12 protein-coding genes are annotated in these 12,891 nt (G+C 48.0%); 3 read left to right on the top strand and 9 right to left on the bottom strand.

Annotated elements, in window-relative coordinates:
• Window positions 1-433: 433 nt before the first annotated feature.
• Window positions 434-1,381 (bottom strand): helix-turn-helix transcriptional regulator, encoded by a 948-nt coding sequence (locus AC1TPC_RS21355; RefSeq protein ID WP_482068820.1) that lies wholly within the window; start codon window positions 1,379-1,381, stop codon window positions 434-436.
• A 119-nt stretch (window positions 1,382-1,500) separates the two neighbouring features.
• Between AC1TPC_RS21355 and AC1TPC_RS21350 the strand changes: the two genes are divergently transcribed.
• Window positions 1,501-1,986, top strand: a complete 486-nt coding sequence (locus tag AC1TPC_RS21350; RefSeq protein WP_482068819.1) for a DinB family protein — start codon at window positions 1,501-1,503, stop codon at window positions 1,984-1,986.
• A 202-nt stretch (window positions 1,987-2,188) separates the two neighbouring features.
• Here AC1TPC_RS21350 and AC1TPC_RS21345 read toward each other — a convergent pair whose 3' ends face one another.
• Genes AC1TPC_RS21345 through AC1TPC_RS21335 form a run of 3 tightly spaced genes read right to left on the bottom strand, consistent with a single transcriptional unit; the run spans window position 2,189 to window position 3,409 of the window.
• Window positions 2,189-2,698, bottom strand: a complete 510-nt coding sequence (locus AC1TPC_RS21345; RefSeq protein ID WP_482068818.1) for a hypothetical protein — start codon at window positions 2,696-2,698, stop codon at window positions 2,189-2,191.
• Window positions 2,699-2,725: 27 nt separating this feature from the next.
• Window positions 2,726-3,181, bottom strand: a complete 456-nt coding sequence (locus AC1TPC_RS21340) for a GNAT family N-acetyltransferase (protein WP_482068817.1) — start codon at window positions 3,179-3,181, stop codon at window positions 2,726-2,728.
• Between the two features lie 15 nt (window positions 3,182-3,196).
• A complete protein-coding gene (locus tag AC1TPC_RS21335) occupies window positions 3,197-3,409 on the bottom strand; it encodes a hypothetical protein (RefSeq protein WP_482068816.1) in 213 nt (70 codons plus the stop codon).
• Between the two features lie 335 nt (window positions 3,410-3,744).
• Between AC1TPC_RS21335 and AC1TPC_RS21330 the strand changes: the two genes are divergently transcribed.
• On the top strand, window positions 3,745-4,413 hold the full coding sequence (locus tag AC1TPC_RS21330) for an AlkZ-related protein (protein ID WP_482068815.1): 669 nt from the start codon (window positions 3,745-3,747) through the stop codon (window positions 4,411-4,413).
• Between the two features lie 59 nt (window positions 4,414-4,472).
• Here AC1TPC_RS21330 and AC1TPC_RS21325 read toward each other — a convergent pair whose 3' ends face one another.
• The 3 genes from AC1TPC_RS21325 to AC1TPC_RS21315 all read right to left on the bottom strand — a co-directional run bounded on the left by AC1TPC_RS21325 (window position 4,473) and on the right by AC1TPC_RS21315 (window position 7,781).
• Window positions 4,473-4,970 carry an N-acetyltransferase family protein gene (locus AC1TPC_RS21325; RefSeq protein ID WP_482068814.1) on the bottom strand — a complete coding sequence of 166 codons (498 nt, stop codon included), beginning with the start codon at window positions 4,968-4,970 and terminating at the stop codon, window positions 4,473-4,475.
• Between the two features lie 22 nt (window positions 4,971-4,992).
• Window positions 4,993-6,750: a methyl-accepting chemotaxis protein gene (locus AC1TPC_RS21320; RefSeq protein WP_482068813.1), complete on the bottom strand. Its 1,758-nt coding sequence runs from the start codon at window positions 6,748-6,750 to the stop codon at window positions 4,993-4,995.
• 224 nt (window positions 6,751-6,974) lie between these two features.
• Window positions 6,975-7,781, bottom strand: a complete 807-nt coding sequence (locus tag AC1TPC_RS21315) for an AAC(3) family N-acetyltransferase (RefSeq protein WP_482068812.1) — start codon at window positions 7,779-7,781, stop codon at window positions 6,975-6,977.
• Window positions 7,782-8,438: 657 nt separating this feature from the next.
• Here AC1TPC_RS21315 and AC1TPC_RS21310 point away from each other — a divergent pair.
• A complete protein-coding gene (locus AC1TPC_RS21310; RefSeq protein ID WP_482068811.1) occupies window positions 8,439-9,506 on the top strand; it encodes a ParB/RepB/Spo0J family partition protein in 1,068 nt (355 codons plus the stop codon).
• Between the two features lie 50 nt (window positions 9,507-9,556).
• Here AC1TPC_RS21310 and AC1TPC_RS21305 read toward each other — a convergent pair whose 3' ends face one another.
• Window positions 9,557-11,707 carry an MMPL family transporter gene (locus AC1TPC_RS21305; protein ID WP_482068822.1) on the bottom strand — a complete coding sequence of 717 codons (2,151 nt, stop codon included), beginning with the start codon at window positions 11,705-11,707 and terminating at the stop codon, window positions 9,557-9,559.
• 38 nt (window positions 11,708-11,745) lie between these two features.
• Window positions 11,746-12,891, bottom strand: a complete 1,146-nt coding sequence (locus tag AC1TPC_RS21300) for an NAD(P)/FAD-dependent oxidoreductase (RefSeq protein WP_482068810.1) — start codon at window positions 12,889-12,891, stop codon at window positions 11,746-11,748.

Genomic DNA, 12,891 nt, shown 5'->3' with positions numbered 1-12,891 from the left:
ATTAGGCACGCCGCCAGCGTTCGTCCTGAGCCAGGATCAAACTCTCCAAATGGAAGTTTTCGCTTCGACGCGATGTCGAAGAGAAAGCTTCATGTGTTTGACTTGCTCATTACTTTTATATCGCTTTTTCTTACAATTCGTTAGAATCGCAAGGGCAGTTATTACTCGTTGTTCAGTTTTCAAAGAGCAATCTTTTTTCTTTCGTTCCGGTGTATTTCTTGGCCGGAATAAGAATATACCATGTACTCGCCCAGTATTGCAAGTGTTTTTGAAAAATATTTAAAAGTTCTTTTCCTCCACTCACCTATAACAGATAATCAATCCATCCGCTTACCAAGCCTTTATTGGAAGAAACACATTCATATGCGTTAAATGCTTTCTAAAAATACTTACATGGCCGTACCTGCTCCTATACCATTATCAATGTTAACTCTTAAACATATTTCGCCATGATATCAGAAAGGAGCTGTTTCATCCGGTCCACCAGTTCTGCTGGTTCTTTCACTGTAGCCTCGTTCCCCAAGCCAACAAAAAACTTCGCAAAAAACGGAAGATCAATCTTCCTAACATTGCCTTCCAGACGGCCAGTACCATCCATGTACATATAAAGCTTTGGCGACGACCATAACTCAGATTCGCAGCGCTGAACGCCTTCCTTGCTAAGCTCAACATAAAGTGGGATATATTCTTGTTCCTTCTGGTAAAACTTATCTTGATTGCCCAGGTGGACATGGCGAAGATCCAGTGGCGACAAACCAGAAGCATCAAATGCAGCCGAATGAATTCTGTCGCATCGGAACAAGCGGAATTCAGCGCGCAGAAAACAATAGGCAGAGCAGTACCACAAACCATTGCTCGCATATACGCCAATCGGCTGTATTTGACGACTTGAATGTCCTTCCCGAGAATCATATTCGATGAGAACAATTTTTTGCTCTATAGCTCCTTCGAGCAGAATAGACAAATACGGAGACTTTACCTGCCTCTCAGGTGTAAAAAAATCAAATCGGTTCTTTAACTGATCGATACGATCCCGTACATCGCCGGGCATATAAAAGTAAAATTTGTTCAAAGCTGATAAAGCCTCATTCTCAAAGGGAAGATAGGAATAGTGGCGCAAAGCATGACTAGCAAAAAATATAGCGACCGCCTCTTCCTCCGTAAACGCGATGGGAGGCAGAATTCTTTCATTAAGCACTTGATAGCCACCGTGAGGTCCAACCTCCGAATACAAGGGTACACCTAGCTCGCTCAATTCCTGAAGGTCTCTTAATATCGTCCGGGTTGACACCTCAAACTCATTGGCAAGCTCTTTCACCGTAAACTTGCGTTTTCTGTTAACGGTCATCATCAATTCTATCAATCGTTTCGATTTGGACATTAAAGTTCTCCGTTATTTTTATATTTATGACAAGGGTTGTCACTATTATAAGCTACAATAAAAAACGAGCCTAGTCGATTTACTGCGTTAATCACATTAAAAATGAGGAGTGAAAGCACATGCAAGCTGTTAACGAATTCAAAGCACTATTACTCGAGGAATTGGAGCATATCGTTAAGACATCTTCTAATTTGATCCGCAAAATCTCGCCTGAGCACTGGGATTACAGACCGCAGCCAAATATGAGGTCACTCCTTGAGCTGGCTGAGCATCTCGTATCTGTTCCTTCATCTGATTTGCTGATTCTGCAGGAGAGCAGTGAACCAGTCATTCGCAAGCTCGAGGCGGAAATTGCTGCTGATAACGACAAGGAAGCTCTGATTGCATGGATGGTTTCAGGCATGGATCAAGTCAGAACGTATATGGAGGAGCTGCCCGTAGAGGAGTTTCTTCATAAGAAAACAAAACCGTTTTATTTGGAGCATGGCTCGGTTCAAGCCAAATGGCTGATTGAAATTACAACCCACGCGCAGCATCACCGTGCGCAGCTGTTCACCTATTTGAAAAAACAAGGCTACGAAGTCAACATGTTCGATTTGTACTAAATGGAACGGCTCTGCTCGCTGTACATGCGAGAGAGCCGTTTTTCCCATTCATAGAGTCATTCTAAAAAATCGCTCGCGTCTGGAAATCAATTGCTTTAATAAGCGTCATAAACTGAAATCTCCTGAGACAAACTAAATTCCTTAGCTAAGCGATGCAAGAAATCGTTCTCCTTCAGCTCATTTTGGCAGTGTATATTCCATATCATTCAAATTTATCTATGATGTATCTATCGACGTATGAATTGAATCTATCGTAGGAATCGTTTATATCTTGAATTCGAAACTCTCGGTTATTGCTCATCGTTATCTCTGGAATTGGAAACAAACCATATGGGGCAAGCTCCGAGGCAAGCGGCTCTTGCTCGGTGTAATACAGCAATGCGATCGATCGCTCATAAGTGAAGGGTTTCTCTCCCTCATACATTTTGACTAACTCGGTAAATAGTTCTGTTGCGGTTTGAGGACCTTTCGGAAGAACTCTCATTGCAATTTCACCAACACCGCCATGATCGTTAAACGTAGTGATCCATTCTTGGTCAATGGCATCTATTCTCTCGGCAGCAAGCCGCATGCTTCTCTCTCCAATTAATTGCTCAAACTCTTGCGGTGACTGCGGCTTAGAGGCTACACGGGCGTTCAATCCAACATAAAAAACAAAGGCAAAGATAACTGCGATAACAGCTCCTAAAATAATCATATTTTTTTTGGTCATAAACGCAGCCACACCCCTACATGATCCTCACCGAAGAATCTTCTGAAAGTTCGTGATCGACAGCCGTTCTTCGATGTCTATCCTATCTGTTTCCAAAAAGCCGCTTTGCATGTATAAATGGATGGCTGGCGTATTTTTGGAGCCTGTCGATACAACGATGCTGCGATAATCTCCATCCAGATTTTCAACGCAATGAAGCAGCTTTTTGGCGATTCCCTTTCTAAAATGATTAGGATGAACCATCAATCGATGGATATCGATCTCACTGCCCTCTGCCTTTACAGCGATTGCCCCGCACAACTCATCGTTTATGTAATAGCCATAGAAGGTTTCTCCGCATATGAGCAGAGTGTCCACAGTATCTTTTAGAGGCGGTATTTCATAAAAATCTATTAACGCAGCCTCCACCTCATAAGATGGAATTTGAATGCTTAGTATATTCTCTGCAAAAACAGGATTCGTAATATCGATTTTTCTAATCAAGGCTGTTCCTCCATATTAATTATCCTTGCGCTTATTTAGCATCCGTTCGAACTTCTCCTTCGATCGGCATAATGACGACATTCGCGTAATGACGCCCAGCTCCGTATATTTTCCCGTGCTGTCCAATGAGCCATAAGTCTGCATATCTGCCATAAAGTTATCCGTGAACGTGACCGACTCGCCAAAGGGCTTCGGCTCTTTGTGCCTCCCATAGTTAATTTTCTGCAATCAATTTACCTGACCGGAACCGAAGCCATTCTGCTGCGGCGCTGCAAAGCACTATAAGAGCAGCTGCTGCGAGTATCCGTTTCATTCGAATCGCCTATCCTGTTATCAGATATCGCTTATGACGTTTTCAATCAGTAAAAAGTTTCTTTTATCCCAAAATAAGGACTATTACATGATTCAGACCATAAACGATGTATGCCATTAAACAAATTGCTCGCTCTGCTTATTTTCGGCTTGGACTTTACAATTATCTATGTTGCCTTCAGGAGTGTGAGGAAGGATAATTATGGATAGTAATAGAATAGATTCATTAGTCCATATTTAGGAGTGAGCGCATGAGTATCTCAACGTATCCGGAATTCGTAAAGCTTGTTGGCCAATATAAGATTTTTCCGTTTTCTGATTTGATTCCTGAGCATCCTTCCCTCACTTCGGTCGTTCCCAGCGACAACTGGCATACAGATACAGAGCTGGATCCGTGGCTTTGGCGCGTCAAAATCGTAAAGGACGAGCACGCGGCATACGGAAAGTTTTTTGGCAGCAAATTATCCTTTATTCACATTGACCTGTTCCCTTACATTCAGCCGCTGTTGACGCTGGGAAGAAGTGTGGATGAGCGATATAACAACGGCCTCATGTCACAGCACGCAAAAAATATGTATCATATCATTAAGGAAGCCGGCAATATCGATTCGCGTCTATTGCGCAAAGAGAGTCAGCTTACGGCCAAGGAACAAAAAAAGGATTACGATCGAGCGCTGGTAGAGCTTCAGAACTTCGCGGATATTGTCATCACCGGAGCACAGGAAAGCGACTTCGAAGGCGGCTGGAGCAGCATGTGCTTTGAGAGCTCCGACCACTGGCTGCGCGTAACGCTTGGCAAAGAGCTGCCCGCGACAGACGATCTAGCAAAAGCAAGAGCCTTCGTCAATGCTGAGCTGAGCGAGGTTTGTACGGAGAAGGCATTAAAATATTTGAATAAGAAGCTGCGTTTGAACGAGTAGCCGTAAAATAGGGAGATGCTTTAATTAGCCTAGACTAATAAGCATCTCCCTATTTTGTTTCATTTTATTATTTTCTGATAGCTGGCAATATCGAGTTTCCTACCGAACTTGAAGCCAATCTCTTTGAAGTGAGCGCACTTCATATAGCCATGTCTCTCGAACAAGCGAATGCTTCTTTCATTTTCGGTGCAGATGGTTGCGATCAACACGTGGAAGCCGCTGGCCCGTCCTTGCTCTTCCAGAAAGGCAATTGCCTTGCTCCCTTTTCCTTGACCTAAGTGATCCGGGTCGAGGTAAATCGTTACTTCGGCTGTCACATCGTAGGCTTGCTTGTTTTTGTGCTGGGTGATAAGAATGTAGCCCTTAAGCTCACCTTCCTCTAAAATGACGTAGGATTTGTACCTCGGATTAGGATGAATCACATTTGCTCGAATCTCATCCAAGGCGAGCGGTTCCGTATGAAAGGATATGGTTGAATTTTGGACGTAGTAATTATAAATCGTTCTGATCCAAGGCAGATGCTCTTCTTGAATCTCTTCGAATACTAAATTGCCCATCGTCACTTCTCCTCTCTATCCTTTATACATTAACCTGAGCGATAGCCTGTCTCATATCCTTCGTGTTTGCGCTGAGTACGGCAGATGCTTCATGCACCTGCTTCATCATGCCTAGCTGCCTCGCGGTCAGCTCTTGAATCTGCTCCGTCATCTCGGATACCCCGCTCGCTATATGAGCGATGCTGCTTACTGTAGCAGCGACCTCCTCAGAGCCGGCGGTCAATTGCTCCGTTGTTGCGGATACCTCCATAATTTGCTCGCTTACGAGGCGGAACGATTCGACGGTATGCTCGAACGATTCCGCTGCTTCTCCTGATAAAGAAACACCCTCGCCAATTTCCTTCGTAGCCCTCTCCATCTCATCGCTAATTTTATCTGAAAATGCTTCTATGTGGCTTAACAGCTTTGTAATCTGTTGCACGGAGGAGGCGGATGCATCAGCCAGCTTGCGCACCTCGCTTGCTACAACCATAAAGCCCGCGCCATGCTCTCCCGCCCTTGCCGCTTCAATGGACGCATTTAGTGCAAGGAGCTTCGTCTGATCTGCAAATTCGCGAACCGAACCGATAACAAGTCCAATTTCTCCTGTATAGCCATTAAGCTGCCTAGCAACATCCAATGTCTGATTGGCAGATTCCGATATGCTTCTAATCTGTTTATTTAGCTGCTTCATTGCGATTTCGCCCGATTGCGCGATTTCCAGTGACTTTACAGCAGCCCCGGAGACCGTCGATGATGATTCCGCGATTCTTACAATGCCCTGAGCGATTTCTTCCATTGCAAACGCGCTATCGTCTGCGCTTTTCTTCTGGACATGCGCTCCCTCGTAAATTTGCTGAACCGAGCCATTCATGGTCTCGCCCATTTGCAGCATCTGGTCGGCGTGGCTCGCAAAGGTTTGCGAGGACATGACAAGCTGCTCCGAGGTTTTCTCGACATTGACGACTACCCCGAGTACCCGTTCCTTTAAATGCTCGGACATAGTAAGCATCGCCTTATACACGGTACCGATTTCATCGATAGACTTGACAGGCTTAGCTTGCAAAATCGTATTCGCCTCCGCTAAATTCCCAACAGCCATCATCTCCGCGCTGGCTTTTACGGTTTTCAGGGGCATAAGCGAGCGCCGAACGAACCATACGATCGCTCCGATTAAACCGATGGTAATTAGGAGCATCATGATATAGAGAGGCAAGCTTTCCCAGATCACATTCGAAGCAAGCTGCTGGAATACTGCAGCATCCGTATCGATGCCAAGCGCACCGACAACAGCGCCGCTAGCATCCTTCAGCGGTACATAAGCAGATAAATAAGACCCGTATAACGGGTTTTCAATAAGCGGCGAGCTTGCGTTTTTTCCAGCAACAACTTGTTCAGCCGCCGCAGGCGGCATATCTGTAATTTCATCTATGGGGGATGCTGAATCATCATCCTTAGGAAGTCCGTCTATCATAATTCGTGGTACTCTGTCTTCATCAAAACGAACAAAATAGACGTAACGGGCACCTATCTTCGTACGGAATTGATTAAGCTCTTCGCGAAGCGACCAGTACAGCTCCGTCTCCTGCGGCTGCTTGAGATATTCAGCAAACTGATCGGTCTTGAGCGTAGCAGCATAGCTCTCTCCAATCCGCATGTTATAGCTGTTAATTGCCTCTTCAACTGCCGATTTGGTTTGTGAAACTTGAGTGCCGATGTAGCCTCCTGCAATCAATATCATTACTCCGACCATCGCACACAAAATACGGACAATTAGATGCTTTCTCAATATTGTTACCATTCGCTGGCTTCCCCTCTGCGCCCGTGCCTTTCACTTGTCGCTCTAGTAAATTTTGGGCTGATGATATGTTTTGCTATAACTTTCATCATACCACCATTTTTCGACATTGGGGATGAAAATCTCAAACTTTATACCCTGTTTGTATAGTTCTTTGTACACATTACATTAGTGCAATGGAATGACCTATCTGCAGGAACAGCCAAGAGGCTGTCAACCTCTTGCGGCTAACAGCCTCTATTTTCTTCCATCCATTTTACGCCGTAATCGACTAGCTCCGTCACAGGCATGAGCATAGCGTCAGCATGGCCTACCTTCCCTCTCCGAACCAAACCCGTTTCCCGCTCAAAGGCCTCGCCTAGCAGATCAAAATCATCCGATTCAAAATCGATGTCTTGAAAATCGACCCACCGCTTCTCGCCCTCTGCGAATATCGGCGCATTGTTGATGATTTCCGCTTTGCCCTTGTATTCCGCACGATATTCGGCCAGATGCAAAGTGGTGTTGCGATTATGGCCAACGCCTAGCAGCAGCACAAAGCCCTTTGCCTCATAAAGTCTTGCCAAGGGAGACTGCTCACCTAGGCTGTATGCCAAGCTATGATGGGACGTGATGATCTCTTTTCCCACGCCCCAAGCGGCAAAAGAAACCTGAGGATGCCTGCTCCGTACGACCCCGTTTTGTTTTCTGAAGCATTCGTTAATGGCTCCCATGCCTCTGCAAGGTGTAAGATCCGGCGCGAATGCGGGCATCGATTCCTTTATCGGCTCCCACCATGATTCTCTAACGGGAGGAAATCGCCAGTTCGTCGGATCGGAAAGGTCACCTGTGTGCGTTGGCATGACTAACGTGCCGCTGCTGCCGAGGCATTCCTCTATCGCCAAAATTACCGCGACCGGTCCACCCACGACAAAGCCGCCCAGCGCCTTCATCGAGGAGTGCATCATCACCGTCATCTCTGATGTGACGCCAAGCTTAGCGAAGTCCGACTTTAATATGTCTAGCGTTATTAAATCTCCTTGAATTTCTTCCATATGTATCACGACCAGTCTTTATTCTATTTAATAGGTCTAAATTTGCACTAGAGAGCAGCGGTAAAAAGCTATTGGCTGCATCCATTGCAGTTTTTACAGTAGAATGCTGTTGTTTAGGACCGTTCGCATCCATACGCTGCAGTATTTGCAACAGAAATGCCCCTACCACCCATTTTAGCAGCAATACGCAGCTATTCCATTGCATTTCTCGCCCCGCCCCTATCCACTGTTGACGTTCACCGCAAATGAAATGTTTCAATCCCTTCCAGAAAAGCAAAGCCTTTCGCAAGACTTCCCTATCGTTTCCTCATTTCCGCCCTTGATATATAATAGACTAGGTCTACATCAGACTTCGGACTTTCAAAGGACTTAGCATATATAAGATGGAAACTTAGCTGCACCAAACCCAGCAAATGCTGTTGAAGCAAGTTTTGCTTCACAAAACTAAGCGTATGCTCACGATGCAAGTTTTGCTTCACAAAACTAAGCGTATGCTTACGATGCAAGTTTTGCTTCACAAAACTAAGCGTATGCTTACGATGCAAGTTTTGCTTCACAAAACCAAGCGTATGCTTACGATGCAAGTTTTGCTTCACAAAACCAAGCGTATGCTTACGAAGCAAGTTTTGCTTCACTAAACTTTTAAGGAGATCTCAAATGGATATCATTGAAATTGTTACGGATTTAATTGACGAGGATACCGATCAGCCTAGGTATCAGTTCGACGAGGAAGCGCTGCAGGAATTGATGAAGAGCATTGATGAGATTGGCCTGCTCTCGCCGATTAAAGTGAGAACGACGGGCAACGGGCGTTATAAAATTATTTATGGCAACCGTCGGTACAAAGCGAGTAAAATGCTCGGGCGGCCTACGATTCCGTGCATCGTATCCACCGTTACGGACGAGATGGAAATCTATTTGGAGCAAATCGCGGAAAACTTGACGCGCGAGGGCTTCTCTCCCATCGAAGAGGCAGAGGCATTCAATAAGCTGCTGAATGATCCAAAGTTCAGAAGCTCGACCAAATTTTTGTCCGGCAAGCTCGGCAAACCCGAATCCTACATCAAAAACAAATGCGAGCTGCTGAAGTTCGGCAATGCCGTGAAGAAGCTGATCGTCAGCGGTACGGAGATCAGGAAGGATAAATTGACTGAGGATCAGCTGCTACCTCTAAAGAACTTGCCTATCGAGCATCGCGATCCGCTTGCGCTTATCGTGGCTAGAGACGAGCTTCCCGTGAGCGATGTGAAAAAAATTGCGAAGCTGTTCAAAGATAAAACGATTTCGGACAGCACCAAGGACAAGCTGCTCTTTAAGAGCGGCAGCGGTTTGATCGAAACCTGGTCGACTCATGAGCAGAACAAAGCGGAGCGCGCCAAGCCTGCACCAGCGCCTAAAGCAAGCGCGCCTAAAGCGGAGAAGCAGGTTGCGCAAGAGCATGTGGAGAAACAGACAGTTGAGGCCCGCAAGGGGATTCAGCAAGCTGAGCCAGCCGCGTCAGCCGCCTCCATTGCACTTGTCCTTCAGCAGTTGACGGACTCTCTTCCCGCCCACAGCCCCTTGTCCAGAGAGATGCTTCAATCCATTGAAGCCATTCAAGCGGGGGAGCAAGCCCCGTTCATCCAAGGCATTGACGCGCTAATCGACCATTTGGAGAAGCACTTGGCTGAATGGAAAATGGTTCGTGAGCTTGCGAGCTCAAAGGCTGCTTCTGCAGCTGAATAATTCTAGATAGTCTGTTCCCTAAGTCGCACGACAAGGGGAGCAGACTTTTTTCAATGCGGCTTTAGCCAGCTTGGCGCCCACCAGTTCCATTTTCCGAGCAGGCTCATTAAAGAAGGTACCAGCAGCATTCTAATAATCGTTGCGTCAATGAATATAGCTGTCGCGATGCCGATGCCGAGCTGCTTCACCCCGGCTACCTCGCCAAGCGCGAACGGAGCAGTGACCGCAATCATGATGGCTGCTGCGGATGTAATGATCTGACTGACCGATGCCAGCCCCTTGATTACTGATTGTTCATTGCTGCCTGTCCTGCGATACTCCTCATAGATGCGAGATACGAGAAAGACGCCATAGTCCATGCTGATGCCGAACACGAGACCGCAAATGAAAACGGGGATCATGACGGCGATGCTGCCCGGCTCCATCCCAAGCCTGCCTTCCTCGAAGATCCACGCCAAAATGCCAAAGGACGCTCCTATGCTCAGAAAGTTTAATAGAATCGTCTTTATCGCAATGAGAATGGAGCGGAAGGCGACAAAAAGCACGATGAAATTCGATATTAATAGAAAGAGCAGCACATAACGGAGACTGCCAAAGATTAGATCGAACACTTCCTGCTCATACTTTGCTTCGCCTCCGAGCGAGAAGCGAAGCGGCGACATTTCCCCGCGCTCCCCCCATTCCCTTACCCAATTCCTTGCTGCGCTTGAGGAAGGTTCGCCTGCTATCGTCACCTGCAGCACCATTCGGCTATCCTTCAGAAAAGGCTGCAGCGCCGCTTCGTATTTCTTTTTTTGCAGCGGCTTCCGGGTGATTGCCAGCAATTGCTTGGGCGGCAGGCGGAGCTCTGAGAACACCGAATCGACCTTTATGACGCTTGGATCGTTCTCAAGGCGTTTTGCGAGCGCATAGGCCTCAGTCCAATCCGCTTGCGTCCTAAACTGTGCATGACCCTCCGCGATGATCCAAACCTTGGATGTAGAAGGCAGCTCGAAATAAGTGCGATACGCTTCAGCCGCCGTACGGGAATCGTAGCTGTCCGGCAAGGAAGTCTCATCTGGAATCGCGACCTTCATGCCGTTTAGCGGCAGCAAGCAGGCGATTAGCACGCCACTAGCGAGCAAGAGTATGGCAACCGGACGATATATCACGAAGCGAGCAACTTTCTCCAATGCAGCTGGTCTGCTGGCTGCCCTCGCACGCATTTGATCTGCGCGCATAGCAGGCAAGCAAAGCGCCAGAAAAGCGGGCAGCAGCGTGAACGTCAACAGCAGGGAAACGGCTGTTACGGTCATCGCTCCAAGTGCAATGGAAGAGAACATCGAAAGCGGAATCCAGACGAAGCTTAGCAAACCCAAGAAGATGCTAGCCGCCGATACGAATACAGCTCTGCCCGCAGTCCTCATCGTCTGTGCCAGCGCCTCGGCAGGCGGTATTCCCTCCTTGAGCTCCTCCCGGAACCGACTGATGACCATAAGCGTAAAATCGATGCTGAGAGCGAGCCCCACCATCGGGATAACATTCAACACAAAATTAGAAAGCTCCAGCCTCGTACCGAGTCCCTGCATGATTCCCATCGCAGTCGTCACGCCTGCAGCTCCGATCACAATAGGGATCATCGCAGCAGCGAAGCTTCGAAATGCGAGCCATAAAATGATGAAGGCAAGCGGTATGCCGATCAGCTCAGCCTTGGCCAAATCAGAATGGCTCGCTTCATTCACATCGGCTTGCACGACAGCTTTGCCGGTCACTTTGATCGATATGCCGCTATGGGCAGGCAATAGCCGATCTATATGATCAAGCGTGGATTGCATCCGGTAAGGAGGATGGCTGAACGATAACAGCGCATAGGCATGATCGCCCTTCAGCATTCCCTGCCTCTCAAGCGGAGAGACAAGTCCCGTCAAACCGTCAAGTCCTCTTGCTTGAAGCAGCGTCTGCTCGATAAACGAGCGAAAACGCGAATTCGATACGCCATCCATTTTCTCGAAAAGCAGCATTACCGGCGCATCCGGCTGATTAAAATCGGCAGCAAGCATTTGACGCACCTGCTCAAATTGTCCATCCCGGGGGTACAAGCCATGATCCTGAAGGACGGAATCCAGCTTGAACGCATGGGAGCAAGCGAAGAACAGCACAATGATCCATAATAGAATCATTGCTCGCGGAAATCGGAAGGATAGAAGCGCTAGACTCTGCATCTTCAAGTACATTCTCCTCCCGGCTCCGAATAGGCTTGTTACTGGCGGAACGGCTTTAGTCTTGTCGCATGAACGAGTCCCTGCGCTATGCTTGGCGCCAGTCTTGCAGCATCCGGCAGCCAGCGGGACAAGGCAGGCGTCTCAAACAGCCATTGCAGGAGGCTCCCCCAACGCAGCGGCCGCTTAAACGCATGGTTGATCTCCCTCGAATATGAATGCTGCCAGTCAGCTTGTGAGATGCTCCCGCTCAGATAGCTGTCTGCAAGCGGAGCGCATATGGCCGCCGACCGCAGCGCCATCGACATGCCGTCTCCGCAAAGCGGCGGAATCATCGCTGCCGCGTCGCCAAGAAGCGGCAGTTGATCCCAAGCCAGCAGCTTTCGATTAAGATAGACAGGCGCAACAGCCGCCTGCGAGCCTATTACGGGCTCAGCGTGCATCAGCTTCTTATGCAGCTTCGGGTTTCGCCTCGCAACCCCGTTTAGGATGGCGAGTATCGTTTTCCCCTCATCTACGACAGCATCCCGCTCTAGCAATGCCGACGCATTGACCAGCCCGCCTTCAATGGGACATAGCCCCAAATAGCCGCCGCGAAAAAAATAAAGCTCGATGACCGGCTCCATAGCAATGCCGCGGAAATGTGATTTCACCCCTAGGTATGAGCTCTTAATAGAAGCTGAGCTTCGATTGCCTGGCAGCCCCGAACGCTGGCTCGCACCCATCGCCGCAATAACGGCTCTCGCTTCAAAGGAGCGAGCTTCCCCGCCTTGCTTCGTGTGAATGATATAGCCACAATCCGACTTATGAACAGCTGTCACCTTTGCTCCTGTTTGAAGATTTGCTCCTGCTTGTACCGCAGCTAGATGAAGAGCGGAATCAAGCGCATATCGGCTGAGCCCCCAAGCTTTGCCTGGAAGCGAAAGCTCCATCTCGGCCCCATTTTCAAAAATAATCCGTATCCGCTCTATCTCACAATGACCAAGCCCTGCTAAGGATTCGTTCATTCCTAATGCATGAAGCGTACTCTGCGATTCCGGCGAAAGAAACTCCCCGCACACCTTATGCCTTGGGAAGGATTGGCGATCGAGCAGCAGCGTCTCCCACCCCTTATCCGCAAGCGCTTTGGCAAGACTGCTGCCGGCAAGGCCAGCGCCAAGAACAGCCGCATCAAGAATACGTGTCAT

This window comes from Paenibacillus sp. Y280, assembly GCF_056786335.1.
The sequence above is the reverse complement of the archived record's forward strand: the minus strand, read 5'-3'. Positions and strand labels throughout refer to the sequence as shown.

What these genes read in the sequence shown, in the direction of transcription:
- AC1TPC_RS21355 (WP_482068820.1), bottom strand. Translation starts at nt 1,381, where the DNA reads ATGTCCAAATCGAAACGATTGATAGAATTGATGATGACCGTTAACAGA.
- AC1TPC_RS21350 (WP_482068819.1), top strand. Translation starts at nt 1,501, where the DNA reads ATGCAAGCTGTTAACGAATTCAAAGCACTATTACTCGAGGAATTGGAG.
- AC1TPC_RS21345 (WP_482068818.1), bottom strand. Translation starts at nt 2,698, where the DNA reads ATGACCAAAAAAAATATGATTATTTTAGGAGCTGTTATCGCAGTTATC.
- AC1TPC_RS21330 (WP_482068815.1), top strand. Translation starts at nt 3,745, where the DNA reads ATGAGTATCTCAACGTATCCGGAATTCGTAAAGCTTGTTGGCCAATAT.
- AC1TPC_RS21325 (WP_482068814.1), bottom strand. Translation starts at nt 4,970, where the DNA reads ATGGGCAATTTAGTATTCGAAGAGATTCAAGAAGAGCATCTGCCTTGG.
- AC1TPC_RS21320 (WP_482068813.1), bottom strand. Translation starts at nt 6,750, where the DNA reads ATGGTAACAATATTGAGAAAGCATCTAATTGTCCGTATTTTGTGTGCG.
- AC1TPC_RS21315 (WP_482068812.1), bottom strand. Translation starts at nt 7,781, where the DNA reads ATGGAAGAAATTCAAGGAGATTTAATAACGCTAGACATATTAAAGTCG.
- AC1TPC_RS21310 (WP_482068811.1), top strand. Translation starts at nt 8,439, where the DNA reads ATGGATATCATTGAAATTGTTACGGATTTAATTGACGAGGATACCGAT.
- AC1TPC_RS21305 (WP_482068822.1), bottom strand. Translation starts at nt 11,707, where the DNA reads ATGCAGAGTCTAGCGCTTCTATCCTTCCGATTTCCGCGAGCAATGATT.
- AC1TPC_RS21300 (WP_482068810.1), bottom strand. Translation starts at nt 12,891, where the DNA reads ATGACACGTATTCTTGATGCGGCTGTTCTTGGCGCTGGCCTTGCCGGC.